This window comes from Amycolatopsis silviterrae (assembly GCF_042684085.1).
Classification (GTDB): Bacteria; Actinomycetota; Actinomycetes; order Mycobacteriales; family Pseudonocardiaceae; genus Amycolatopsis; species Amycolatopsis silviterrae.
The window spans coordinates 128,934-151,831 of the sequence record NZ_JBHUKS010000026.1 but is presented as its reverse complement, the minus strand read 5'-3'; the positions used below and the strand labels follow the sequence as shown (position 1 = coordinate 151,831).

The following is a 22,898-nucleotide window of genomic DNA, read 5'->3' as shown; positions in this document are numbered from 1 at the left end:
CTTCGTGGTCAGTCGGCGGAAATCAGGTCCGCCGCGCCGCGACCGTGGACGATGAGTTCGGAGATGCCGATAGCGCCGAGGAACACGGTGCGGAGGGAGTCGGTCGTCTCCACGACGATGTGGCCGGAACGGACCTGCACGGTTCCGGTCATGCCGGATGCCGCCAGGTAGCGCTTCGCCGCGGTAGCAGCTTCGTCCGGGTCGACGTGCGCGGCCCCTCCGGCAGCGAGCGCATGTGGGTCGAGGGCTTGGCCACCGGCGCGGGCGGCTTCTTCGGCCACTGCGGTGGCCCGCGAGGCGGCGAGTGCTTTGCGGGAGCCGTCGACGGCGAGGCCGATGGCGATGGTCAGGGCGAGGCTGAGTCCGAGGATCAGCACGGAGATGGAGCCGCGTTCGTCGCGGAACAGGTTCATCGGCGGGCTCCGTATCGGTCGATCGGCGAACTGAAGGTCGCTTCGACTGGCCTGGTCCCGGTCAGTCCAGGGAGGAGGTCGGCAAGCGGGACGTCGCAGTGGATGTACGCCGTGACGGTGCCGTTGGTGCTTGCGGGGCGAGCGAATTCGCTGGCGTCGACGCCGACAGTTAGGGGTGCGCAGGTGATGGACTGCTCGGCGAGCACGGCGCGGGACTGCTGCTCTGCTGCGGACGCGGCAGCACGGCCGTCGTGGGCGAGCGATGCTTGGCGGGCCGCTGCCCGGGCAGCGGCGTCGACCGCGGATTGGGCGGTTTCGATCCGCATACCCAGCAGCGCGAGGCCGAGGAGCGCGATCAGGCCGGAGATGCCGATAACGGCCTCGATGTTCATGTCGCCGCGCTCGGTGCGCAGTTCGGCGAGGCGGGTTGTCATGGCGTGATCCGCTCGATCGGCGCGGCGGCCGTCTGGCTGATCCGCACGGTCATGAACGGCACAAAGGACGCGACCTCAGCGTTGACCGTTACCCGGACGACGTTTCCGTCCGAGCGTCCGCTGGCGTCCACATGCGACAGCCAGGTACCGGTGGCGACGCGGGCGTAGGCGGCAGCCTGCTGAGCGGCTCCCGTCACGTTGACGGGCGGGATACGGGCATGATCGGCACCGTCGCGGGCGGCTTCCAGCGCGATCGTGCGACCAAGGAAGACCGCGACGAGCTGGAACACCGTAAAGGCGGCGATGATCAGGGTGCTGATGACCAGGACCGCGGTGATCGTGTCGTCGCCCCGCTCCCCTGTTCGCAACTGTTCGGCGCGGCTCATGTCAGTGTCCGCCGATCAGGGGGATCTTGCCGTTGACGTAGGCGGTGATCGCGCCGGCGATGAGGGTGGCGATGCCGACGGCGAGCGCGGCGTACAGCGCTTTGGTGATGTTCTCGTCGCCGCGTTCGCTGTCGCGGCGGAATTCCTGCAGCCGAGTGGAGAGCAGCTCGTGGGCGAACAACCAGCAGGTCAGGACGAACCGGGGCATGACGGGTTTCCTTCCTTAGGTGGTGAGCATGGTGGCGACGCCGGGGAAGGCGAGGAAGACGACGAACGCGAGTCCGAGGAGGGCGAGAGGGAGGTCCATGCGGTCGGAACGCACTGCCGCGCCGGTTTTGCGTTCGGCGGACAGTTGCTGCTCGATGGAGTCGGCCTTGGCGCGCAATGAGGTGATGATGCTCGCGCCGTCGTGTCCGGCGCTGGCGACGACGTGGGTCAGGTCGCTCAGTTCGCGGACGCCGGTCGCGGCGCCGAGTCGTTGCAGGCCGTCCCAGGGCATCTCGCCGAGCAGGGCGGCCTCGTCCATTGCGTCGCGGATGCGGCGGAACGTCCAGCCCTCGCCTAAGCTCGCGGGGTAGCGGAGTGCTTCGACCGGACCGCGGTCGCCGATCCTGCCGAGCGCGACGAGACGGCAGTAGCATGCCAGTGCGCCGCGCAGTTCCGTCCGTGCGCGAGCGACCTTCGATTTGAGCGTCGCGGCCGGGAGCATCCAACCGATCACGGCCGTGGCCAGCGACAGCGTGCCGGTGAGAACCACGGGCGGGGCCACGTTGCCGAGCGCGAGAACGACGGCGAGCAGCGGAACCCAGAGTGCACCGATCGCCGCGAACACGACCCGGTGCAGCATGAAGGTTTCCGGCTTCTGCCCTGCCAGCTCCAGATCGGCGAGCGGAGCTGCGAGGAATGCGAAGCGCGCTGGACTGCTCTTAGGGCTGGGCTCGCCGACTATGTCGACCAGCCGCGGCCGGGCTCGGACGAACGCAGCGGCCACCGTCGTCACGCCGGCCGCGAAACCGATGGACAGGAGGATCAGCAGCGAGAGGGAGGTCATCGTGGTGCTCCCGAGCGGAGGAACCGCGGCGGCTTCGGTTCGACGCCGAGCCGACGCAACCACGCGACCGCGGCACCGACGAGGGCCAGGACAGCGGCGAGCACCACCTGACCGCCGACAGAGTCATAGACGCCGGTGTAGGTCGATCCGCCGAGCACGGTGAAGCCGAGTAACATCATGGCCCAGATGCCGAGCAGGATTCGCACGGTCGAGCGCCGCCGGGCCCGTTCGACCTCGGCAGTGCGACGCGCGCCGACCTCGTCGGATACCTGGCGTGCCAGCGTGTTGAGCAGTTCAGCAGCGCCTGCCCCGTAGTGGTGGGCTACACACAGGCCTGCGGCGGCGATGTCGCCGACTCGGTCGTCGAGGTCGTCGGCGAACACCAGCAGCGCCGGTTGGAACTCCCAGATCCGCAACCGTTGGGCGAGAGTGCGCACCTCGGAGGCGATTTCCGGCGGCGCTCCGCGAGCGGATGCCTGGATCGCAGTCGTCAGGCCGATGTGACCGGGACCAAGAAGGTCGGCGAGACGGCGGAGCCAGGTCTCGATCGCCTCCAAATGAGCGATGCGCGCGGCAGATACACGACCGGCAGACACGAGCCAAGGCAGGAAGGTCACGACCGCGGCACCACCGACGCCCATGATCGGCCACCCGGATACCAACCACAGCACTCCCCCGACACCGACTGCGACCAGGTGGCGTCGGGCGAACCGCAGACGGCGATGCCGGGACCGCACCGAGCGGCCCGTGGTTCCGCGGAAACCTGCCACCACTGCGGTCAGTCCGGCGGCGAATCCGAGACCAGTGAGCGCGACGAGCAGCTCATTCATGACCGACCCTCCGGAAGACGGAGCATCCAGTCGCCGTCGCCGCTGGTGGTGAGCCAGTTCCGGTCGAAGCCGCAGGCTTCGAGGTCCGCGATCTCGGTCGGGAGGTTCCCAGTCGGGACGGCGCGGAGGGCTCCGGTCGGGCGTCGGAAAAGGTGGGTGCGCGCCGGGTGCCCGTGTTCTCCTGGTTCGACGGCGACGATCTCCGACACCGACCGGTCGAGTGCACCATCACGAGCAACGAGGTCGACGTGGACGATCAGGTCCACCGACTGCGCAACCATGTCGCGCGCGAACTCGGGCGTCCACGCGGAATTCGCGTCCAAGCACAGCAACGCCATCCGCTGGATCGCCTGATCCGCGCTGCGGGCGTGCACAGTGGACAGAGACCCAGCACCGCCTGAGGACAGGGCGTTGAGCATCGGGACGATCTCCTTGCCGCGGACCTCGCCCACGACGATCCGGGCTGTGTGCATGCGAAGGGCCTGCCACACGAGCTGCATCAGGCTGACGCCGCCGGCCGTATGACCGTTCTCGAGGTGCTCGGCGTTTCCCTGTTGTTCTTCGAAGGCGACCACGGCGGGGAACCGGTCGCGATGCCGATGCAGGCCGAGTTCGAACTCAGTCTCCAGCGTGGCGAACCGTTCAGTCGGCGGAATCTCCCAGCACAGGCCGCGCAGCAACGTCGTCTTGCCTGCCTTCTGCCGTCCACTGACCACGATGTTCTTCTCCGCGCGGACTGCGGCGCGCAGCAATGCCAGTTGCGCGGTGGAAATCATCCCGCGGTCGCGCAGTGCCTCAAGGTCAGCAGCGCCGAGCCGGTGGCGGCGGATCGAGACGTGCGGCCGGTCGGTGACGCCGACGGTCGCGGCGAGGCGTTCGCCGCCGGGCAGTTCCATGTTCAGCAGCGGATGCGTCGCGTTGATCGCGTGCTCGGTCCGGCCGTGGCGTGCGGCGATGCGTTGCAGCCAGCGGATCAGCGCGTCGTCGGTGGGTGCGAGCCGCGGTCCGCGCATGACGCGGCCGTCGCTGTAGGACAGCCACGCGGCATCGCTGCCGATCACGTCGATGTTCTCGATCGCGTCGTCCGCGAGCAAAGGTTCGAGACGGCCGAGGCCGAACATCTCCGCCATGACGGCTTGCCGGATCGCCCAATCCTGATCCGGATCCGGAAGCGCCCTGCCGCGAGCGATCCACTCTTTTCCGACCTCGCTCAGTACTTCGTCGAGAAGGTTCCCGGCGACTGCTCGTTCGTCAGCGGGAGCGTGGCTCCCTTGCCTCAGCGCGTTCTGGACTCGCGGAGCCAACCGTTCCTGCACCAGATCGACCAGCTCGTCAGCACCCTCGAATATCTCCGCATCACCCGGCATCATCTGGCTCCCCACCGTGATTCGGCCTTGGCACTGGAATCGGCCGCACCGCAGGCACCGGTGCCATGCGCACCGACGGAGGCCCGGGGCGGGGAGGGAACCGCACGACGTTGGTGGAGCGCAACAGGGCTTCCCGTGTCGAGGCGCGCCTCTCCAGTTCCTGCGCGACCGCGCGAGTCGACGACAACAGCGGGGAAGCAGCGAATCGCCGCGACGGCTGGAACTGGTCGGCGAACTGCGCGGCCGCAGCAGGGTCTTTAGCGAGCACACCTGCCAACGGCACTCCGTGCGCCGCGAACACTTTCGCGACTTCAGCAGGCGGAAAGCCTTGAGACACTGCGGGGACGACCACAGCGACGAGGCTGCCGTCGCCGGACGCGGTGAGCCCAGCTTCGCGCTGGACGAGTTCGAACGAACGCACCGCACGGGCCAGTGAATGGCGGTCGTTGCGGAGAACGAGCACGACCAGGTCGGAGGCGGCCATGACTGCGCGCGGCGCGCCGTGCGCCCGGATCCGACCGCAATCGACGAGGACATCGACCGTCTTGAACTCGCGGAACAGGCCCGCGAGAGAGGTCCAGGGAACGCCGTCGGATTCCAACGGGCCGCGGCACCCTGGCAGCAGATGGTGGCGGCCGGTTCCGTCCGGCAAGGTGACCAGCTGCGCCGACATGGCGTGGTGCAGCGGGGTTTTGCGGGCGGCCACCGTCAACTCCAAGAGGCCGCGACGGCCGAGAGCGCCGTCTGGGTCGAACACCGCCAGCGCGTGCCCGCCGGTCGGGTCTGCCTCGACGGCGACAGCGTCGCGCGGCCACGACCAGGTGAGGGCCAGCACTGCGGTGGAGACCCCCGGGCTGCCAGCCAGCGAGAAGAACGAGATCAGCATGTCATCCAGCCCCCATCGGAAGCATGATCAGCACTACCGCGCTGGCGGCGGCCTTGGCTGCGAGCCGGGGACCGTCCGCGGCTGGCACGACGACGTCGACCACGCGGATTCCACTGGCGTCGGGCGTACCGACCCGCAACACCGTCGCGCGGACCGGCTGCCAACCGTCGGCCTCGGCCGAGACCAGCAAGACGAGCGATCGAGTGGTCGGTGTGCCTCCCGGCATCTGCCCGGCCTTGAACGGGACGCCGACCAGCTGCTGCCCGACGACAGGAAGCAACGGACCTTCGACCTGGCTTCGCGTCACCAGACTGCCGACGACAAGGTCCGAGGTAGCGGGCTTACCGATGATTTCCGCCCGGTCGTCCCATGGAATCGGATCAAGCCCAGCAGTCGGATGGACCTCGACCTCCCTCAGAGCGGCCTCGGTCACCGCTTCGCCGAAGCGAACCGGCGCAGCGACGCCGACGGCTGCGATCGTGCCGCTGGTCGATCGGAACACGGCAACGGTTCCTGCAGCGCACATCGCCGCGAGCACCACGCCGACGAGGATCAGCAGCTTCGACCGGTGCCGCCGCGGCGGGTGCAGAGGCGTCGGAGCTGGCGGTGCCGGGCGGTCCGGCACGGGCTTGACGGTCATCTCAGCCTCCCCGAACGTCGGTGTTGAGAGTCCGGATCTCCCGGACCGCCAGCTGCGCACGGGACGTCAGGTCCATTGAGTCGGCCGCGCCCTGCCCGGCTCCGGACCAGCGGATCCGCCAGTGCCCAGTCGCGGCGATGGAGAACCCGGCCGAGGACGATCGCGAGTACACGTGCCCGCAGGTCGGAGACGGTCGGCCAGCCTGGTCGTCGGTGAACGGGGTGCCCGGGCCCGTGCAGGTGATCGTCGCGCCGTCGCCCATCGCCCAAGTAATCGACTCCAGCGCGGCAGTCACGCTCACCGAGATCCCGCCGGCGGCTGCCGTCTTCGAGACCGGGCCAGTCGTCGACGGTCGACGGGCCGTCCACATCCAGACCGGGAACCCGACGGTCGCGCCGTGCGGCGAGTCTCCCGGCGGTGCGAGCTGGATATCAGGTGCCTCGAGCCCCAGTTCGGCGATCGCCTGCCGGGCCAGTTCCGCGGGCGAAACCTGCGGAGCGGCGGCAGGCTGGCCGTTGGGAGCGAACACCACCCGCGGCCAAGGCAGCGCAGCTCCGTCGCCTCGGCACATCTGGAACTTCAGCGACCCCTCGCGCGGGTCGTGCCCACCCCACATCGGATCTCCCGGAGGAGGCTGCTGAGCCCACGGCCGCTCGACGCAGGTGAACTTCGGCCGCGGCCCTTGCCCTCCGGTGCCGGGTGATGGAGGACTTGGCGCGGGAGCGGGACCACCCGGACGGCCAGGGTCGGTCGCGGAGACCCAGCAGCGCCCGCGCGTGCCGGTCGACGTACACCCGCCCTCCTGTCCGGCAGCCGGAGTCGGAAGGAGAATCAGCAGCAGAAGCACGCCGATGGCGCGGCTCAACATGGCTGGTCCACGTGCGGCCGCACGATCTGCACCAGCCACCGGGACGGCGCTGGATACCGGACCACCTCGGCTTCCAGCCGATAGCGCCGAGGCTGCCCAGGGCTGTCGAGGTACTTGCCCGTCTCCCCCACCCGGTCGCTGACCAGGTGTTCGTTCGAGGCATCCAGGCAGTCGTCGATCACGACACGAGCCGGCTCGGCAACGCTGACCGAGCGGACCGAAGGAGCCCGGCGGTACTGCCCGACCGAATGAGCAGGCACCGAAGCCAGATTGGCCAGCTCGTCGACGAACGACGTCAGAGCGGGATCCGCCATCAACCGAGTCAGCGCTGGACGCCAATCCTGGGACCGCGGTGCCGCCTCTGCTTGTTCGCTCAGTTCCCAGTATTGGCGGTAGACCGCCAACGCCTTCGGCGCGATTTCGTGTTCGGGTGTGGGGATCCAGGGAGACGAGGGCGCAGCGGCAGTTGCCGGTGCCGGAGGCCGCGTCGGGGCCACATCGGAGCATCCAGCGAGCACGACGCCTGCGATCATCAGTCCGACAGCCGGGTACCTGAGCTGAGTCATCAGGGTCTCCATGGGATAGGAGGTGCGGCGAGCCCGATCGGCCCGACGCAGCGGGCAGGGTCAGGCCGGGCCGTAATAGCCGGGCTGGCATCCAACGCCGCCGTTCCACCAGGCGTCGATCACGCGCAGTCGGACGACGGGCTGCACATTCGTGATGCCTGGTCCAACGCAGTAGTGGTAGAGATTCCGGAAAATGTCCTGGACGTCAAGCATCACGGTCGAACCGGAGCCGCCGTCGCAGTGGCGGTACATCCCGGGATCGAGGTAGCCGCATGGCAGCCGGACTGCTGCCGGACGTGCCCAGGTTTCCGAAGCGGCACCCATACTCAGCGCAAGTACGGCCAGCGCTGTCAGCGCGACACGTCTGATCGTTCCGGACATGGACATAGTTCCTCCCCGATAAAAATGCATGCGTTTCACCGCGACCACACTTAGTGATCATCAAGCGGCCTGCTGACGCTCCCTCACGGACATCTGATGGCCTCCCCTGCCGGTTCGGCTACAGATAGCCACTGGTTCCAGCTCCTTTCGAGTGAACGCCGGAAGCCGCATGTGAGCCGAGTCCTGTCGCGCTACCCTCTAGAGACGAGGGGTCGTGCGAGGGGGATGCTCGCCTTCACTCCGTCCAGGATCGAATGCGGGCACGGGTATGACTAGGGGGTTTCCGTCTTCTCATGATGGGAATACAGAAGACGAACTCGAGGCAGCCCGAGCGAATGCGAACCGAATTCGCGAAGAAGCTTCACGAGTTGCGTACCTCTCAAGGACTTTCGCTGGCAGATCTGGCGCAGCGAGTCCATTACAGCCGAGGCCATCTCAACAACGTCGAGCACGGCACAAAAGCGGCGAGTTTCGAACTCGCCGAAGCTTGCGACAACGCGCTCGGCGCGGACGGCGAACTCAAAGCGCTCATCCCAAAACAACGATCCGCCACTCCAAAACCACATATGCGTCCGGCTCAACTGCCCGCGGCCGCGGGCCGCTTCATCGGACGGATCGAGCATCTCGCGGCGATCGACGCGCTCTCAACGCAGCAAGACCAACTCTCGGTCGCGGTCCTGCACGGCCCTCCTGGCGTCGGGAAAACAACGCTCGCCCTGCACTGGGCACATCAGCACACAGACCATTTCGAGGACGGCCAGATTTTCGCCGATCTCCGCGCGTACTCGCGCCATCGCGATCCAGTCGAACCGGCTGAAATCCTGGAGGAATTCCTCATTTCCTTAGGCCTCTCGCCATCCGACGTTCCGGCGACCGCCGAAGAGCGGTCCGCGCTGTTCCGGACGATGACGCACGGACGCCGTTTGCTGATCGTCCTCGACAACGCCGTGTCCTCGGAGCAGATCCGAGCGCTCCTGCCCGGCGACGCGACCAGCATGGTTCTGGTGACCACGCGGCGCGTCCTCACCGGGCTCTCCGTGCGCCCGGGAGCAACTCAACTCCGCCTCGATCCCTTCTCGCCGGATGATTCGTTCCGGCTCCTCCGCGACGTAGTCGGAATGCGTGTCGATCAGGAACCAGACGCCGCGCGGGACGTTCTCGACCGGTGCGGGCACCTGCCCCTGGCCGTCGCAGTCGCCGCGGAACGCATCGCGGCACACCCCCTCCGCCTGTCGGATCTCGCCCAGGACCTCGCGGAAGAACGCAATCGGCTCGGCGCGCTGACGGTCGAGGACGAGGACACCAACGTACGAACGGTGATTTCGTGGTCCTACCGAGCACTCGCCGCCGATGCCGCTCGCGTGTTCCGGCTGATCGGCTTGCATCCCGGCAAGAACATCAGTGTCGAGGCCGTCGCCGCGCTGGCAGACCTACCGGTCGCGCGCGCCGGTGAGCTCCTCCGCATCCTCGCTGGCGGGCACCTCGTCGCCGAGATCGACCGTGACCGCTTCCGTCTCCACGACCTTCTCCGGGTTTACGCCACCGAGCGCGCGCTCGACGAAGAGCCTCCGGCCGAACGCGATGCCGCGCAACTGCGCGAACTCTCGTGGTACCTGCGAATGTGCCGGTCCGCGGCGCAGGCTCTCGCGCCCTACCGAGAACCCGGCGTCGCCACCGTGGAACTCGACTACGCAGAAGCCTTCCGGTGGAGCGAAGCTGAGCTGCAAAACTTCCCGTCCGTCATCGCGAGCGCGCTCCGCGGCGAGTATCCGGAAATCGGCTGGCAAATCTCGCAGGCGTTGTTTCCGTTCCTGCACCTTCGCAAGCCTTGGACGATCTGGGACCGCATCTATCAACTCGGGCTCGAAGGCTCGAACAAGGCGCTCGACCCCAGTGCCCAAGCGGAAATGCTCACCGGGCTAGGCCTTGTCCGGTTGGGGCTGGGCATGCATGACGAGGGTCTCGACTTCTTTCTGCGCGCCCTGGAAAAACTCGAAAACCATCCCGACCCGGACGGTATCGCTTGGTGCCACGTCGGCGTCGGCCTCGCCTACGCGGGAGCCGGACGCCATGCCGAGGCCAGGGAGGCGTTCGAACTAGGACTCGCGATTCAGCAGGCGCAGAGTGACCTGCATGGCGAATCCGTCACGCTCATGCACCTCGCCGAGGTGTGCGGCGAAGAAGGACGCCATGAGGATGCAGTCCAGTACGCGTTCCGTGCGTTGTCGCTCTGCCGCACGGTCGGGGACCAGTACGGCGAAGGTCTCGCGCTTCATCAGATAGGCAAAGCGAATTTCGCGGGAGAAAACCTCGATGCCGCAGTGCAGCATCTGGAGGAGGCGCTTGCGAGCCAGCGAGCCGCGCAGGACAGCAAGGGAGAGGCTGACACGCTCTTGCTTTTGAATGAAGTGCTGACCGCCACCGGCGACCGCGATACTGCACGTGAATACCTGCAGCAGGCAGTGACAATCTTGAGCCAGCGCGGCGAACCGGCTGAAGCGGAAGTTCGTGCACGGCTCGACGACCTCGACAGCGGGAGGCAGTGAATGCCCGAACAATCCTTCTCAGGACTGCGACTCGAGGGCACGCTGTCCACCGATCCCCAAGAAATCGCCTACGCGGCAACCGACTTCGGCGGCATCGTCTCCCACAGTCCGCTGGCCGTCGCACGGGTCGGCTCGCCGCGAGACGTCAGCGCCGTCCTCACCTTCGCCGCGGAGCACGGTCTTTCGGTCACGCCACGAGGACAAGGCCACACCAGCATGGGGCAAGCCCAGGCCGCCTCCGCATGGACAGTCCTGACCCGCACCGGATTCACCATCACCGCGACGATGGACGGCATGCCCCTGCCCGACCTCGACCCCGACCGCAGCAGCTGGCTTCGATCAGCGTGGAACACCAGACACCCGGGACTGCGCCAGATGCAGTTCGAAGCAGAGGTGTACCAAGTCTCAGCAGGTCGTCAGGTCAACATCCGATATCCGCTGAGCTGATAACACTCAGGAGACCGTAAGCGATCTTGTATGCCGTGAACCCTGTCCCGTGTATGCGAGATCACCTGCTCGTCGGAGCCCGGCAAGCGCGGCCGGTCGGCTCAGTCGTCCGTTCTCATGAAACGGTTCGGTGATGGCCGTGGCCACGCAGGAGTGCTCGGAACCGGGGTGCACCCGAAATGCGGCGTTCGCCACCAAGACGAGGCCGGCTTGGTGTGATCCCCACATCACCGAGATCCTGCGCCTCGGCGGCCTCGAACCGCTCGAGCCGTTCACGAAGCCCGCAGCGTGGCGTCTCACCCGATGTCTGGCCTGTGGCTGCGAGGCGCACTACCGGCTGGAATACACGCTCGACAAGAACCGGTACGGAGAACCCACTTGCCGAGCGTGCTTCTGGCGGGACTGGGCTGAAATGGTCCGCCAGCGATCCGGCAGTCCGTTCCATTGCGACGAGGCCCAGCCGGGAGCGGCGCGGAAACTCGCGGAGGAACACGGTTTCGAGTATCTCGAACCGCTCACGGCCGTGGTGCGCGCGGATGATCCGCACCGGGTCCGCTGCCGCTACTGCGGGCGCATCTCGGCCCAGCGCACCGGCGACATCTCCTTCGGTTGCAGCTGCCAGAGCAACCCCCGCCGGGACCGGCAAACAACGAACGTCTCCGGCCCCAAAAACAAAAATCTGCTCAAGGACTCCGGACTGCCCGTCCTGGACTGGTGGGACCACGAACGGAACGACCCCGCGGCGTGGGCGAGCGTCACGGTGCGGGGCAACCGCGACGCCCACTGGCGCTGTCCCGACTGCGGGTTGCGGTTTGTCCGCCGTGTCCGGGACATGGTGACCCACCGCCAATGCCCGGACTGCGAACTCAAACGTCACGCCGCCTGGGAAGCCGAAAACAAGAGGTACGAGCGCACGCCCGTCGCCGCAGTGCCGGAGCTGCTCGCCGCCTGGGCCGACGAGGCGGACCCGTCGTCGATCATGGTCGGCGACGGCTGGTACTACCGTTTCCGCTGCCCCCACGGACATCACCCCCGCCTGCGGCCGCAGAGCTATCTTCAATCCGGGTGCCCGTCCTGCCGCGGCAACGAAACCCGTCAGGCTCGGCTCGCGCAGGTCGAAGCCGACCCGACGGCATTCGGGATGAACCGGGAAATCGCCGCCCAATGGCACCCCGAGAAGAACCGCACCACGCGGTTGGAAACCGTGTCGCCGAACTCGCGGAAAATCGTGTGGTGGCGCGAACCGAGCTGCGGCCACGAGTGGCAGGAGAGCCCAGCCGACCGGCAAAAGGGCCAGCGGCTCCGCTGCCCCCTGTGCCGCACGATCCTCGACTCGCTCGCCTACCACTACCCCGAGATCGCCGCGGAGTGGTCACCGGCCAACCCCTTGTCAGCATGGCAAGTGCGCCCCAGCGGCCAGACAGCCTTCGTCCCGAGCTGGATCTGCCGCAACGACACCGGCCACGAATGGAACGCGACCCTTACTTCCCGGGCATCCGGCAGCAGCTGCCCGAACTGCCGCGAAACCGGCAAATCCAAGGTCGAACTCGACCATCATGCCGCGGCTCAGGCGGTATTCGGCAACGCGGCATCCGGACAGCCGATTCGCCACGACGCGTTCACCCGACGAGGACGATGGCTGGTCGACATCACCGCCGACCTCGGCAGCGGCCGCACGATCGCGATCGAATACGACGGCTCTTACTGGCACGCCGACAAAACCGAGATCGACACCGCTAAATCCCTCGATCTCCTTGCCGCCGGATACCTTGTCGCCCGCCTTCGCGAACATCCGCTCCCAGGCCTGCCGATCGTGCACGACGACTACACAGAGATCGTCGTGCACTCAACCGCGCCCGATCCGCTAGCCGTGCTCCAGCAGGTCCAGGTCTGGACCGACACACGCACCAGCTGAGATCAACCCAACTCACATGCACGGAACCCGGATGGGACTCGCCGACCTCCGCCAGCCTGGCAGAGCTGACACCGCAGCCACCGGCGGCGAGCTGCCTCGCACGGGCAGTTCCCCGTCGGTGTCGGTGAACGCGCGCGCATCTCGCTATAGGTTTCTCGGCGGATCGGAGCGACCAAGAGCTTCGTCCGGGAACGGGTCTCCGGCGACGTTAAGCGCCGCTGCCGGGGCGGTCAATTTCCGTTTCCCGAAGCGGTGCTTCGGGAAAACCGAAGTGCCTCAGCCGTCCACCAGGCGGGTCTGTCCAGCCCAGTACTTCGCGCGCAGTTCCCGCCGCAGCAGTTTGCCGGACGAGTTCTTCGGCAGTGCGTCCGCGAACTCGACACGGCGCGGTTTCTTGTACCCCGCGATCGACCCCCGGCAGGCGGCGAGCACCTGTTCCTCGGTCAGATCGCTGCCCGGTTCCCGCACGACGACAGCGAGGACGCTTTCGCCCCACCGCGGATCCGGGACCCCGACCACAGCGGTCTCGGCGACCCCGGGCAGCGCGCCGATCACTTTCTCCACCTCGCTCGGGAAAACGTTGAACCCGCCGGAAACGATGAGGTCGCGTTTGCGGTCCACGATGTACAGGTAGCCGTCGGACATCCGGCCGATGTCGCCGGTGCTCGCCCAGGAACCCGGCCGCAGGAACGCCGCCGTTTCCTCCGGCTGGCGCCAGTAGCCGGTCATCATCATGTCGCCGCGGATCCAGATTTCGCCGCTCTCCCCCGGCGGCACGTCGTTGCCGTCCGCGCCGACGATCCGCACCTCGATGTACGGGGTGACGCGGCCCGCCGAGGCGAGCCGTTCCGGCGCGGGCTCGGCCGGATCGAATCTGTGGTCCTCCTGCGACAGGCTGGACACCGGCATGGGCAGTTCGGTGAGCCCGTAGCTCTGGACGAACACGTCGCCGAACGCGGCGATCGCGCGCGCCAGCTTCGCCGGCGCGATCGCCGAGCCGCCGTAGATGATCGTTCGCATCGAGCTGACAGCGCGGTCACCGTGGTCGCCGTGTTCGAGTTCGTCGGTCAGCATCGCCAGGATCGTGGGCACGATCGGCATGGCGGTCACCCGGTACTTTCCGATCGCTTCCACCGCCTCGCGCGCGTCGAACTCCGCGGCGAACAGCTGCCGGGCGCCGCGGACGGTGTACACCAGCCCGTACCAGCCGGCCAGATGGCTGAGCGGCGCGATCTGCAGCATGGTGTCCCGATCGGTGATCGGCGGCAGTTCGACCATCATGTTGCGGATCGTGGCGAGGAGGCTCCGGTGCGTGTGCATGACGCCTTTGGGCCGTCCGGTCGTTCCCGACGTGTACGGCATCCAGACCAGGTCCTCCCGCTCCGCCGGAGCGGGAGGGACAGGATCGTGCGCGGCCAGCTCGCCGACTGACATCGTGCTGACGACTTTCGCCTCGACACCGACCGCGCGCAGCGCTTCGTCCAACTCGGTGACACGGTCCGCGTCGGCGAAGACCACGCGAGCCGCGCAGTCCTCGGCTATCTCGGCGATTTCCCGGGCATGCAAGCGGAAACTCACCGCGACCCGGACGAAACCTCCCCAGAACAGGGCATGGTCGACGACGACGTACTCCGCGCAGTTGCGGGCGGCGATCAGGACCCGGTCGCCGCGGCCGAGTCCCAGCCCGGCGAGCCCTCCGGCGAGGCCGGCGGCCAGGTCCCGCAGGCGGCCGAAGGACGTTTCCGTCCCGTCGGCGTGCACGAGCGCGGTCTGTCCGGAATGGACGTCGTAAGTCCGTTGCAGCAGCGAAGAGACGGTCGGGCCAGGGAGTTCGAAGCTCACGTTCACCCTCCAACAAGGGAACCGGCAAGGGGACCACACACAGCCGACGCGTACGGAATATTTCATATGCAAGTCGCCGGATGTCAAGGGTCAGGACATCCGGCGGCGCACCTGGCTGCGTTGCCCTGTCGTCCCGCGGTTCACCCCGACCAGGCCTTGTGCGCGCGGATCGAGACCGAACGCCGCCGGGAAATCCGGTCCCGGACCCGCCGCGGTGAGGCCGCCGTCGACAACGAGCGTCTGGCCGGTGACGAATTCCGCCGCCGAGCCTGCCAGGTAGCCGACCGCGCGGGCGATGTCCTCGGGCCGGCCCCAGCGCGGCCACGGCTGGCCGGGCGGGCTGGCTGCCGCCAACGCGTCGCCGCGGGCCGACTCGAGCAGCGGGGTCCGGACGAGCCCTGGGCATACCGCGTTGACCCGGATCCGCTGCGGAGCCAGTTCGACGGCCGCGGACATCGTCAGGTTCAGGACAGCGGCTTTGGCGGCGCAGTACGCGGTCGAGGCGAGCGTCGCGCCGCTGTACGCGGCGGCCGAGCCGATGTTGACGATGCTCGCCCCGGCGGTCATCACCCGCGCTGCGTGCTTGATCCCGAGGAAGGTGCCGCGGGTCAGGACCGCGAAGGTGAAGTCCCAGTCCTCGACCTCGATCTCGGTGACCGGGCCGAACGCACCGCCCAGCCCGGCGTTGTTGACCAGGACGTCCACCTGCCCGAAGCGGTCGATCGCGGCCGCCACCACGGCGGCGACATCCGGCTCCCGGCTGACGTCCGCGGGGACGGCCAAGCCGCCCGCCGACTCGGCCGTTTCCTGGGCGGCGCGCGAGTTCAGGTCGGCGACCACCACCCGGTATCCCTCGGCGGCCAGGTGCAGGACGGTGGCGCGGCCGATGCCGCTTCCGCCGCCGGTGACGATCGCGACCGGCCCCGACCGCGGCGTCACAGGTTGTAGCCGCGCTTGCGCAGCAGCGGCAGGACGTGGTCACGGATCTGCTGAACTCCCTTGTGCGGGTCGAAGAAGCACAGCGCGACCTGCTCCACTCCGGACTCGTACAGGTCGATCAGCTGGTCGGCCACCGTCTCGTAGGAACCGAACAGCTGGTAGGCACCCATCCCCATGCCGAGACCCTCGTAGTGCTCCTTGCCGATGCCCAGGTACGGGTCCTGGTTCGCGCCGCTCTTCGCGCGCCCCTCGCCGAACTGGTCCTCGGTGACCTCCTGCCGTTCGCTGTTCATGATGTGCCCGCTGCGCGTCAGCCAGACCTCCAGCGCGTCGCGGTCGATCTGGCTTCGCATCCATTCGGTCGTCTCGGCGGCCTTGGCGTCGGTCTCGTCCATCACGACGTAACACATCGCGCAGATCCGTACCTTGCGCCCGTGTTCGGCGGCCATCGCGTGAATTTTCGCCGCACGCCTGGCGTAGCCGTCGAGATCCTTGTCGTCGGCGGTGATGAACAGCGCGTCGCACTGCCTCGTCGCGAAGTCGAGACCGATGTCGGAACCGGCCGCGCAGATCAGCAGCGGCCGCGGGCGGCTCGTCGGGAGCGGGTCGATCTGCGCGCCGTGGAACTGGAAGTACTCGCCCTCGAAGTCGACGGGTTCTTCCGAGGACCACAGATGCTTCAGCGCAGTCACGAGTTCGTCCGCGATCGCGTAACGGACCTGCTGCGACGGCGGGCCGACCAAGCCGAACTGCGCGTAGTCGACGGCGTTCTGCCCGGCGACGATGTTCACGCCGAGCCTGCCGCCGGAGAGGTGGTCCATCGACGCGGTCATCTTCGCCAGCAGCAGCGGCGGGATCTGGTATCCCACGTGGATCGTCGTGTAGATGCCGATCCGTTCGGTGATCGCCGCCGAGCCGGTCGCCGCGGTCGCGAAGTCCAGCTGCGAGTTGTTCCAGCGGGTCGCCCCGTCGTAGCCGCTCCACATCCCGTACTGCAGCTGGCTGTCGAACCCGGCCTCCTCGGTCGCGCGCAGCAGCTTCGCGGCGGACGGCCACTTCCAGAACTCCTGGTGCCGCTCCGGGTCGCTGAGCACGGCCTTGCTCGCCGACAGCCCGCTGCTGACGTTCCACGCGAACAGCGACAGGTGCATGTGCTTGTCGCGGTGCAGTTCCGGCTGACCGCCCGGGTCGAACGGGCCGCGCAGGAGTTCGGCACGGGTGCCGGGCCGGGCACCGGGCGGGCGCTGGGACATGCTGCCTCCTCAGTTAAGACTGACCGGTTGGTATCTGGAACCTAAAACTCGCCGGAGCATCGGTCAACGGACCGACGAGGCGCGCAGGCATCGGCCGCGCACGAGGTCGGCGGCCTTCTCGCCGATCATGATGCTGGCCGCGTTGGTGTTGGCGGACACGACCGTCGGCATCACCGAGGCGTCCGCGACGCGGAGCCCGTCGATTCCGCGGACGCGCAGGTCGGGGTCAACGACCGCTTCGTCGTCGGTCCCGATCCGGGCGGTGCCGGAAAGGTGGAAGTAGCTGCTGATCGACTCGCGCACGGCGCGCTCCAGCTCCGTGCGGCCGAGGCCCAGCATCGCGGTCGTGTCCGACCGGCCGTCCCACTCGTCGAACGCGCCCGTCCGCACGATCTCGTCGACCAGCTCCACTCCCCTGACGAGTTCGTCCAGGTCGCCGCGTTCCCGGACGTAGGCCGGGTCGATCAGAGGCGCGGCCAGCGGGTCAGCTGACGCGAGCCGCACCGAACCCCGGCTCGCCGGGCGCATGTGCCCGATCGCGAAAGTGAAGCTGTCCGGGGCGGGCTGCTGCCAGCTCAGGTGGTAGTCGAAGTTCATCACGCACAGGTTCAGGTCCGGTCCGTGGTCGGCGCCGTCGGTGCGGGCGAGCAGGGTGGCCCCGTCCATTCCGGTGGCCGTGAGCGGTCGCCGCGCGTGGTAACGGATCCCGGCCAGCAGGATGTGATCCTGGAGGTTGCGGCCGACACCCGGCAAGTCGCACACCGGTTCGACGCCCGCGGCCGCGAGTTCGTCCGCCGGTCCGATCCCCGAGAGCAGCAGCCGGTGCGGCGAACCGACCGCACCGGCACACAGGATCACCTCGCCCGCCGACACCGACTCGCGGACACCGTCACGCAGATACTCGACGCCGTCGCAACGCCCGTCCCGGACGGTCAGCCGCAGCGCGGTCGACTGGGTGCGCACGGTCAGGTTCTTCCGAGCCATCGCGGGTCGCAGATACGCGGTGGCGGTGCTCTCGCGAGAACCGTCCAGGACAAGGGATTCCGGATGGCCGACGCCGGACATCTCCGCGGCGTTGAAGTCGCCGGTTCGCCGGTGCCCCGCGCTCAGCGCGCCCTGGACGAACGCCTCGCCGAGGCGATGCGGCTCGCCGGGCGCTCGCGGCCGCAACGGACCACCGGTTCCGCGGTAGCGGGGATCGCCGCCGGGCACGTGCTCGGACCGCTGGAAATACGGCAGCACGCCCGCGTGGTCCCAGCCCTTCGCACCGAGGCTTGCCCAGTGGTCGAAATCGAGCCGGTGCCCGCGCAGATGGGTCATGCAGTTGATGGAGCCGGACCCGCCCAGCACCCGGCCGCGCGGTGCGGGATGCGCCCGGCCGGTCCCGGCCTGCACCACCGTTTCGAAGCCCCAGTTCGCGTCGGTGTCCTGCAGCTCTTCCCAGCGCGCCGGATCCATGACGTCAGCCCGCCGTTCGTCGCCGCCCGCTTCGAGCAGCAGAACGGAAACGCCCGGGTCTTCGCTCAGCCGGGCGGCCACGACGCAGCCGGCGGATCCGCCGCCGACCACGACGAAGTCGAACTTGTCCATCGAACCGCCCTTTCACGTTGACAGGAAACGCTCCACCGCGGCAGCGGTCTCGTCGAACGCCGTCCAGAAAACCGCGTGCTGACCGGGCACCTGCACGATGTCGGCCAGATACGGCTCGTAGGCCGCGCGCTGCTCGGGAGTCACCAGGCCGAACTCGGGCGCGTAGATCAGCTGCGCCGGGCGGGTCAGGGTCTCCGGCGGCGGTGCGGGCGCGGCGAACTCGCTGAAGATCGACACGATCGCGGCCTGGCTGGTGCGCCGCTTGATCCGGCCGTCCGGCAGCCGGTCGAACTGGGTCCCGACCTCGGTCAGCAGTTCCGGGTCGATCTTCCGCTCGCCGGTGTTCTCCCGGCTGCCCAGGAAGTCCTCGACCGAATCCCACACGTCGCCGGTCAGCTCCTGCTCAGCCCGGTGCTGTGCCAGCTGCGGCGAGATCCGGATGACCGGCTCGATCAGCACCGCACGGCCGATCTTCTCCGGCCGCCGCGCCGCCAGGTCCAGCAGCAGCCTGCCGCCGAAGGAGAAGCCGAGCCAGTCCGGCCGGTCCAGGCCCAGCGCGTCGACGGACTCGATCAGGTCGTCGGCGCAGGTGGCGTGTGTCCACGGCGGATTCCAGCCGGACCGGCCGTGCCCGCGCAGGTCGAAGGCGATCACCCGGAATCGCCGCGCCCACCGCTTGGTCGCGACGCGGCGGAACTCCCCCGCGTGCGAACCGACGCCGTGCACGCAGACGAGCGGCGGTGCTTCGGGGTCGCCCCATTCGGAGCGTTCGAGGATCATGCCCGCTCCGCCAGTACTTCGAGCCGCACCCGGTCCCGGTGCGGGAGCGCGGCGACCAGGGTGAGCCGGACCGGGTGCGCGTCCGCCGGGAACCATTCCGCCCAGGCGCCCCAGAAGTCGCCGCGGTACGAATCCTCGGCCAGGTAGCAGGTCGCCTTCACGACGTCGGTCAGCGCGCAGCCGACACTCTCGAGACCGGCCTGCACGCCTGCCATCGCCGCGCGGATTTCCTCGGCCAGCGACCGGCCGCCGGGGTGCGGCTCGGGAACGGGAGAGCCCACGAATGCGAACTCGCCGGTGGAACGCACTTCGAATGCCGCAGTGTCAGTCATCGACGGCTGCCCTCACCTTCGGCAGGACCTCTTCGGCAAGCAGCCGCATGGTCCGCTCCACGCAGTGGTCGTTCTCGGTCAGCGACGGTGCGAGGACCCAGTGCGCCGCGTTGTTCGCGCGCGCGGACTGGATCATCTTCTCGGCCACCGTGTCCGGCGAACCGACGAGCAGATGGTCGCGTTCGAAAAGCAGGTCGAACGGCGGGGTCGCGCGGATCGCCGGATCGTCCGGGTCCTCGCCCTCGTCGAGCCAGACCTTGATGCCGCGCACCTTCTCGATGTAGGCGAACGAGCTGGTCACCTCGGGTTCGGCCAGTTCGCGCGCTTCGGCATCGGTCGGGGCGATCAGGCATCCGCGCAGCACCGCCGATCCGTTCTGCAGCGGGGTTCCGCCGCCGCGCTCCGCTTCGTCCCGATAGGACGCGTTGAGTCCGTCGAGAATCCCCCGGGTCGGGAACCAGGTGATGGTCTTCAATCCTTGCTGGGCCGCCGAGACGAAACCGCCGGTGGTGTCGGTGACGCTGTAGAGCGGCGGACCGCCTGTCTGATGGGGGCGCGGGATGACGGCCATGCCGGTCGCCTTGCCGTTCTCGTCCGTGTACGCGCTCGGGCCGCCTGGCCATTTGGTGTCCGGATGCGGGAATTCGAAGCGCTCGCTGCTCCACTTCAGCGGATCCTGTGCCCAGGCGGCGCGCAGGAGGCCGAGGCGTTCGGCGAAGATCGCCTTGCTGCGGGCGTCGTCGGAGCGGTCCGCCTCGGCGTTGAGGTTGATGATCTCCGCTCGCAGGATGCCCCGGCTGAGCGCGACGTCCAGCCTGCCGCCGGTCATCTGGTCGAGCATCGCCAGGTCCTCGGCGAGCCGGATCGGGTGCCACGCCGGGAGAATGACCGCCGCGATGCCGATCCGGATCCAGCTGGTGCGGCTCGCCAGGTCGGCCAGCAGCAGCGCGGGGTTCGGCGACTGGTCGACGCCCATGTGGTCGAAGTGGTGCTCGCCGATCCAGATCCCGTCGATGCCCAGCTGGTCGGCGAGGACGAATCGTCGTCGCGCCTGTTCCAGGACTTCGTGCCAGGGCCGCGCGTCGTCCTTGTTCTCCAGCGCGTGCAGAAGGTCGACTCTCACGATTCCGCTCCCCGGTAGGCGATCGCGTCGATCTGCACGCGGCAGTCGCCCGCGACGCCGAGCGCGACCGTGCAGCGAGCCGGGTACGGACCGGGCGCGAACACGTCGCGGTAAGCCTGAACGAACTCCATCCGATCGGTCTCCTCGCGGACGTAGCAGGTGGTCTTGACGATGTCGCCCAGGCCGCAGCCGGCCTGCGCGAGCTGGTCTTCCAGCAAGGCCAGCACCACGCGGGTCTCCTCGCCGACGGTGCCCGCCTCCGGGACCCGGCGCATCGTCGCCGGGTCGATCGCGATTCCGGAGGCGAACGCGAAATCCCCGCTCGCCGAACCGCCAGCGGAACCCGGATGCTTTCGCTGTTCGAAACAATCCGCCATGCACAACTCCCGACGCTTGCTGGTCTCGGTGCCGTTCTCAACATACCTACCGTTTGGTATGATGTCGAGAATCCCGGCTGTTTTCCTTCCGTTCCCCCGCAGAAAGCAGGAGGTATCCCATGCCCACTTTCCTCACCGAAGATCCGGCGGCGGCCGACCGGTTCGGTCTTTCCGGAGCCGCGGTCGCGGGCGGCCTCGTCTTCGCCGGCGGCATGGCTCTCGACCTGGACACGTTCGCCCGGCTTCCCGGCACTGCAACGGTTTCCGCCGAGACCCAGGTCGTCCTCGACCAGATCCGGGAGGTCGTGGAGGGGGCGGGCGGCGCGCTGTCCGGAGTGCTCAAGGCGACCTGTTATGTCAGCGCGGCCGAGCACATTCCGGAAATGCTCGCCGCTTTCGACGACTATTTCTCGGGCGGTCCGCTGCCGATCCGGTCGGTGGCGGTAGCGGGCCTCGCGGGAGCGTGCCGCGTGGAAATCGATGTGATCGCGTCGGCGGGCTGATTTTCCGAAAACGGACCGGGTTCCGCGGAACCCGGTCCGCGGCGGACGGTCACCGGCGATGCCGAGCGGCGGGGTGCCGGTCCGGCAGCCGGTCGCCGTATCCCATCAGCTTCTCGCGCAGCGTGCCCGGCGCGTACTCGCGCTGGGCGAGCCCGCGGTCCTGCAGCACCGGGATGACGTGCTCCACGAACTCGACCAGCGACGTCGGCCGCAACTCGATGGAGACCGTGACGCCGCCGACCCCGGCCTCGCGCCACCGCTGCAGCACGTCGGCGATCTGCTCCGGAGTGCCCACGACCCGGCCGCGGTTCCGGCTGGCCCGGACCACTTCCCGCAGGGTCGGGACCCGGTCTTTCGGCAGCCCGTCGACGAGCGCCTGGAGACTGCCGGACATGCCGCCGCTCCCGGCCGGGTCGTTCAGCAGGTCGACCGGATCGTCCGGGCCCAGTCCGGAGAAGTCCTTCCCGATCGCGGAACTGAGGTGCGCGACGAGATCGGGGAAGTCCGCGCGCTCGAACAGTTCGCCGGCCTTCCGGCGCGCCTCCGCCTCGGTGCTGCCGACCACGAAGCGGGACGAGACGACGAACGAAATGTCGTCCGGACGCCTTCCGGACCGCACCGCGAGCCGCCGGACGCCGGAGACCGTCTCCGCCATCGCGCGCTCGTCCGTTTCCGCGATGAACTGGATCTCGGCGTGCCGGGCGGCGTACTCCCGGCCCGCCGGCGAGCCGCCCGCCTGGACCAGCAGCGGCGTGCGCTGCGGGGTCGGATGAGTCAGGTGCGGACCCTGCACCCGGTAGCGGTCCCCCGCGAAGTCGATCGGATGCACCTTCGCGGGGTCCACGTACACCCCCGACGCGACGTCGGCGAGCAGCGCGTCGTCCTCCCAGGATCCTTCCCAGAGCCGGTAGACCACGTCCGCGTATTCCTCGGCCCACGCATAGCGCTCTTCGCGGGAAGGCAAGTCGGCGTACCCCAGGTTCCGGGCCGCGTTCGGGCTGTAGGAGGTGACCATGTTCCACCCGACCCGGCCGCCGGTGAGCTGGTCGAGCGTGCTGGCGCGGCGCGCGAACGTGAACGGATGGTCTTGCAGGATCGAGCTGGTGAACAGGAATCCGAGGTGTTCGGTCGCCGCGGCGAGCCCGGAGATCGTCACCGCCGGGTCCCACAGGATCATCCGGCCGCCGCGCACCTCCGCTTCGCGGTCGTCCGCGGTGAAGCCGCCCATGCCCATGGCGTCCGCGAAGAACATCGAGTCCATGCAGCCGCGTTCGGCGGTGCGAGCCAGGTCGCTCCACCACTGCAGGTCCGGGACGGCGCGCGGCGGGACCAGTTCCGGATGCCGCCACAAGCCGAACTGCCCGTCGAGCCAGCCCAGTGCGGTGAACGCGTGCAAGGTCAGCCTGCCGGCCATGGCCGATCGCCTCCT

At 68.5% G+C, this 22,898-nt stretch carries 25 protein-coding genes; 4 read left to right on the top strand and 21 right to left on the bottom strand.

Annotated features, from left to right (window positions below; genetic code table 11):
• Nucleotides 1-8 precede the first annotated feature (8 nt).
• The 12 genes from ACFSVL_RS32185 to ACFSVL_RS32130 form a co-directional block, all read right to left on the bottom strand.
• Nucleotides 9-413, bottom strand: a complete 405-nt coding sequence (locus ACFSVL_RS32185; protein WP_378309482.1) for a pilus assembly protein TadG-related protein — start codon at nucleotides 411-413, stop codon at nucleotides 9-11.
• The gene (locus ACFSVL_RS32180) at nucleotides 410-847 is read right to left on the bottom strand and encodes a hypothetical protein (protein ID WP_378309480.1); all 438 of its coding nucleotides are present in this window, start codon (nucleotides 845-847) and stop codon (nucleotides 410-412) included. The genes ACFSVL_RS32185 and ACFSVL_RS32180 overlap by 4 nt, the downstream gene beginning before the upstream one ends.
• The gene (locus ACFSVL_RS32175) at nucleotides 844-1,233 is read right to left on the bottom strand and encodes a hypothetical protein (protein WP_378309479.1); all 390 of its coding nucleotides are present in this window, start codon (nucleotides 1,231-1,233) and stop codon (nucleotides 844-846) included. The genes ACFSVL_RS32180 and ACFSVL_RS32175 overlap by 4 nt, the downstream gene beginning before the upstream one ends.
• Nucleotide 1,234: 1 nt before the next feature.
• A complete protein-coding gene (locus tag ACFSVL_RS32170; RefSeq protein WP_378309477.1) occupies nucleotides 1,235-1,441 on the bottom strand; it encodes a hypothetical protein in 207 nt (68 codons plus the stop codon).
• Between the two features lie 15 nt (nucleotides 1,442-1,456).
• Entirely contained in the window at nucleotides 1,457-2,284 is an 828-nt protein-coding gene (locus ACFSVL_RS32165; RefSeq protein WP_378309475.1) for a type II secretion system F family protein, read from the bottom strand.
• Complete coding sequence (locus ACFSVL_RS32160; RefSeq protein ID WP_378309473.1) at nucleotides 2,281-3,114, bottom strand: type II secretion system F family protein; 834 nt, start codon at nucleotides 3,112-3,114, stop codon at nucleotides 2,281-2,283. The genes ACFSVL_RS32165 and ACFSVL_RS32160 overlap by 4 nt, the downstream gene beginning before the upstream one ends.
• Entirely contained in the window at nucleotides 3,111-4,484 is a 1,374-nt protein-coding gene (locus ACFSVL_RS32155; protein WP_378309472.1) for a CpaF family protein, read from the bottom strand. Before ACFSVL_RS32155 ends, ACFSVL_RS32160 begins: the two co-directional genes overlap by 4 nt.
• The gene (locus ACFSVL_RS32150) at nucleotides 4,471-5,367 is read right to left on the bottom strand and encodes a hypothetical protein (RefSeq protein ID WP_378309470.1); all 897 of its coding nucleotides are present in this window, start codon (nucleotides 5,365-5,367) and stop codon (nucleotides 4,471-4,473) included. The genes ACFSVL_RS32155 and ACFSVL_RS32150 overlap by 14 nt, the downstream gene beginning before the upstream one ends.
• A 1-nt stretch (nucleotide 5,368) precedes the next feature.
• Complete coding sequence (locus tag ACFSVL_RS32145) at nucleotides 5,369-5,992, bottom strand: flagellar biosynthesis protein FlgA (RefSeq protein ID WP_378309468.1); 624 nt, start codon at nucleotides 5,990-5,992, stop codon at nucleotides 5,369-5,371.
• Between the two features lie 16 nt (nucleotides 5,993-6,008).
• On the bottom strand, nucleotides 6,009-6,623 hold the full coding sequence (locus ACFSVL_RS32140) for a hypothetical protein (protein ID WP_378309466.1): 615 nt from the start codon (nucleotides 6,621-6,623) through the stop codon (nucleotides 6,009-6,011).
• Between the two features lie 245 nt (nucleotides 6,624-6,868).
• A complete protein-coding gene (locus ACFSVL_RS32135; RefSeq protein WP_378309464.1) occupies nucleotides 6,869-7,189 on the bottom strand; it encodes a hypothetical protein in 321 nt (106 codons plus the stop codon).
• Nucleotides 7,190-7,501: 312 nt separating this feature from the next.
• Nucleotides 7,502-7,822: a DUF6355 family natural product biosynthesis protein gene (locus tag ACFSVL_RS32130; RefSeq protein ID WP_378309462.1), complete on the bottom strand. Its 321-nt coding sequence runs from the start codon at nucleotides 7,820-7,822 to the stop codon at nucleotides 7,502-7,504.
• Between the two features lie 335 nt (nucleotides 7,823-8,157).
• Here ACFSVL_RS32130 and ACFSVL_RS32125 point away from each other — a divergent pair, with 335 nt between their 5' ends.
• The 3 genes from ACFSVL_RS32125 (at nucleotide 8,158) to ACFSVL_RS32115 (ending at nucleotide 12,730) form a co-directional block, all read left to right on the top strand.
• Nucleotides 8,158-10,368, top strand: a complete 2,211-nt coding sequence (locus tag ACFSVL_RS32125) for an ATP-binding protein (RefSeq protein WP_378309460.1) — start codon at nucleotides 8,158-8,160, stop codon at nucleotides 10,366-10,368.
• Entirely contained in the window at nucleotides 10,369-10,815 is a 447-nt protein-coding gene (locus tag ACFSVL_RS32120; RefSeq protein ID WP_378309459.1) for an FAD-binding protein, read from the top strand.
• A gap of 139 nt (nucleotides 10,816-10,954) precedes the next feature.
• Nucleotides 10,955-12,730 carry a zinc-ribbon domain-containing protein gene (locus ACFSVL_RS32115; RefSeq protein ID WP_378309457.1) on the top strand — a complete coding sequence of 592 codons (1,776 nt, stop codon included), beginning with the start codon at nucleotides 10,955-10,957 and terminating at the stop codon, nucleotides 12,728-12,730.
• 276 nt (nucleotides 12,731-13,006) lie between these two features.
• On the opposite strand, the gene ACFSVL_RS32110 is transcribed toward ACFSVL_RS32115, so the two are convergent.
• The 8 genes from ACFSVL_RS32110 to ACFSVL_RS32075 all read right to left on the bottom strand — a co-directional run bounded on the left by ACFSVL_RS32110 (nucleotide 13,007) and on the right by ACFSVL_RS32075 (nucleotide 20,966).
• Nucleotides 13,007-14,572, bottom strand: coding sequence for a class I adenylate-forming enzyme family protein (locus ACFSVL_RS32110; RefSeq protein ID WP_378309455.1), 1,566 nt, complete (start codon nucleotides 14,570-14,572; stop codon nucleotides 13,007-13,009).
• Between the two features lie 90 nt (nucleotides 14,573-14,662).
• Nucleotides 14,663-15,511 carry an SDR family NAD(P)-dependent oxidoreductase gene (locus ACFSVL_RS32105; RefSeq protein ID WP_378309453.1) on the bottom strand — a complete coding sequence of 283 codons (849 nt, stop codon included), beginning with the start codon at nucleotides 15,509-15,511 and terminating at the stop codon, nucleotides 14,663-14,665.
• A complete protein-coding gene (locus ACFSVL_RS32100) occupies nucleotides 15,508-16,764 on the bottom strand; it encodes an LLM class flavin-dependent oxidoreductase (RefSeq protein WP_378309451.1) in 1,257 nt (418 codons plus the stop codon). The genes ACFSVL_RS32105 and ACFSVL_RS32100 overlap by 4 nt, the downstream gene beginning before the upstream one ends.
• A gap of 63 nt (nucleotides 16,765-16,827) precedes the next feature.
• Nucleotides 16,828-18,354: a GMC family oxidoreductase gene (locus tag ACFSVL_RS32095; protein WP_378309450.1), complete on the bottom strand. Its 1,527-nt coding sequence runs from the start codon at nucleotides 18,352-18,354 to the stop codon at nucleotides 16,828-16,830.
• A 12-nt stretch (nucleotides 18,355-18,366) separates the two neighbouring features.
• Nucleotides 18,367-19,134: an alpha/beta fold hydrolase gene (locus ACFSVL_RS32090; RefSeq protein WP_378309448.1), complete on the bottom strand. Its 768-nt coding sequence runs from the start codon at nucleotides 19,132-19,134 to the stop codon at nucleotides 18,367-18,369.
• Entirely contained in the window at nucleotides 19,131-19,466 is a 336-nt protein-coding gene (locus ACFSVL_RS32085) for a RidA family protein (protein WP_378309446.1), read from the bottom strand. The genes ACFSVL_RS32090 and ACFSVL_RS32085 overlap by 4 nt, the downstream gene beginning before the upstream one ends.
• Nucleotides 19,459-20,589: an LLM class flavin-dependent oxidoreductase gene (locus tag ACFSVL_RS32080; protein WP_378309444.1), complete on the bottom strand. Its 1,131-nt coding sequence runs from the start codon at nucleotides 20,587-20,589 to the stop codon at nucleotides 19,459-19,461. Before ACFSVL_RS32080 ends, ACFSVL_RS32085 begins: the two co-directional genes overlap by 8 nt.
• Entirely contained in the window at nucleotides 20,586-20,966 is a 381-nt protein-coding gene (locus ACFSVL_RS32075; protein ID WP_378309442.1) for a RidA family protein, read from the bottom strand. Before ACFSVL_RS32075 ends, ACFSVL_RS32080 begins: the two co-directional genes overlap by 4 nt.
• A gap of 119 nt (nucleotides 20,967-21,085) precedes the next feature.
• Between ACFSVL_RS32075 and ACFSVL_RS32070 the strand changes: the two genes are divergently transcribed.
• Nucleotides 21,086-21,469: a RidA family protein gene (locus ACFSVL_RS32070; protein WP_378309440.1), complete on the top strand. Its 384-nt coding sequence runs from the start codon at nucleotides 21,086-21,088 to the stop codon at nucleotides 21,467-21,469.
• A 49-nt stretch (nucleotides 21,470-21,518) separates the two neighbouring features.
• Here the strand turns inward: ACFSVL_RS32070 and ACFSVL_RS32065 are convergent, their stop codons facing one another.
• On the bottom strand, nucleotides 21,519-22,883 hold the full coding sequence (locus ACFSVL_RS32065; protein WP_378309438.1) for an NtaA/DmoA family FMN-dependent monooxygenase: 1,365 nt from the start codon (nucleotides 22,881-22,883) through the stop codon (nucleotides 21,519-21,521).
• Nucleotides 22,884-22,898: the final 15 nt, after the last annotated feature.

Bases quoted from the DNA above. Each gene is read 5' to 3' on its own strand.
- ACFSVL_RS32185 (WP_378309482.1), bottom strand. From the start codon at position 413: ATGAACCTGTTCCGCGACGAACGCGGCTCCATCTCCGTGCTGATCCTC.
- ACFSVL_RS32180 (WP_378309480.1), bottom strand. From the start codon at position 847: ATGACAACCCGCCTCGCCGAACTGCGCACCGAGCGCGGCGACATGAAC.
- ACFSVL_RS32175 (WP_378309479.1), bottom strand. From the start codon at position 1,233: ATGAGCCGCGCCGAACAGTTGCGAACAGGGGAGCGGGGCGACGACACG.
- ACFSVL_RS32170 (WP_378309477.1), bottom strand. From the start codon at position 1,441: ATGCCCCGGTTCGTCCTGACCTGCTGGTTGTTCGCCCACGAGCTGCTC.
- ACFSVL_RS32165 (WP_378309475.1), bottom strand. From the start codon at position 2,284: ATGACCTCCCTCTCGCTGCTGATCCTCCTGTCCATCGGTTTCGCGGCC.
- ACFSVL_RS32160 (WP_378309473.1), bottom strand. From the start codon at position 3,114: ATGAATGAGCTGCTCGTCGCGCTCACTGGTCTCGGATTCGCCGCCGGA.
- ACFSVL_RS32155 (WP_378309472.1), bottom strand. From the start codon at position 4,484: ATGATGCCGGGTGATGCGGAGATATTCGAGGGTGCTGACGAGCTGGTC.
- ACFSVL_RS32150 (WP_378309470.1), bottom strand. From the start codon at position 5,367: ATGCTGATCTCGTTCTTCTCGCTGGCTGGCAGCCCGGGGGTCTCCACC.
- ACFSVL_RS32140 (WP_378309466.1), bottom strand. From the start codon at position 6,623: ATGTGGGGTGGGCACGACCCGCGCGAGGGGTCGCTGAAGTTCCAGATG.
- ACFSVL_RS32135 (WP_378309464.1), bottom strand. From the start codon at position 7,189: ATGGCGGATCCCGCTCTGACGTCGTTCGTCGACGAGCTGGCCAATCTG.
- ACFSVL_RS32130 (WP_378309462.1), bottom strand. From the start codon at position 7,822: ATGTCCGGAACGATCAGACGTGTCGCGCTGACAGCGCTGGCCGTACTT.
- ACFSVL_RS32125 (WP_378309460.1), top strand. From the start codon at position 8,158: ATGCGAACCGAATTCGCGAAGAAGCTTCACGAGTTGCGTACCTCTCAA.
- ACFSVL_RS32120 (WP_378309459.1), top strand. From the start codon at position 10,369: ATGCCCGAACAATCCTTCTCAGGACTGCGACTCGAGGGCACGCTGTCC.
- ACFSVL_RS32100 (WP_378309451.1), bottom strand. From the start codon at position 16,764: ATGTCCCAGCGCCCGCCCGGTGCCCGGCCCGGCACCCGTGCCGAACTC.
- ACFSVL_RS32095 (WP_378309450.1), bottom strand. From the start codon at position 18,354: ATGGACAAGTTCGACTTCGTCGTGGTCGGCGGCGGATCCGCCGGCTGC.
- ACFSVL_RS32090 (WP_378309448.1), bottom strand. From the start codon at position 19,134: ATGATCCTCGAACGCTCCGAATGGGGCGACCCCGAAGCACCGCCGCTC.
- ACFSVL_RS32085 (WP_378309446.1), bottom strand. From the start codon at position 19,466: ATGACTGACACTGCGGCATTCGAAGTGCGTTCCACCGGCGAGTTCGCA.
- ACFSVL_RS32075 (WP_378309442.1), bottom strand. From the start codon at position 20,966: ATGGCGGATTGTTTCGAACAGCGAAAGCATCCGGGTTCCGCTGGCGGT.
- ACFSVL_RS32070 (WP_378309440.1), top strand. From the start codon at position 21,086: ATGCCCACTTTCCTCACCGAAGATCCGGCGGCGGCCGACCGGTTCGGT.
- ACFSVL_RS32065 (WP_378309438.1), bottom strand. From the start codon at position 22,883: ATGGCCGGCAGGCTGACCTTGCACGCGTTCACCGCACTGGGCTGGCTC.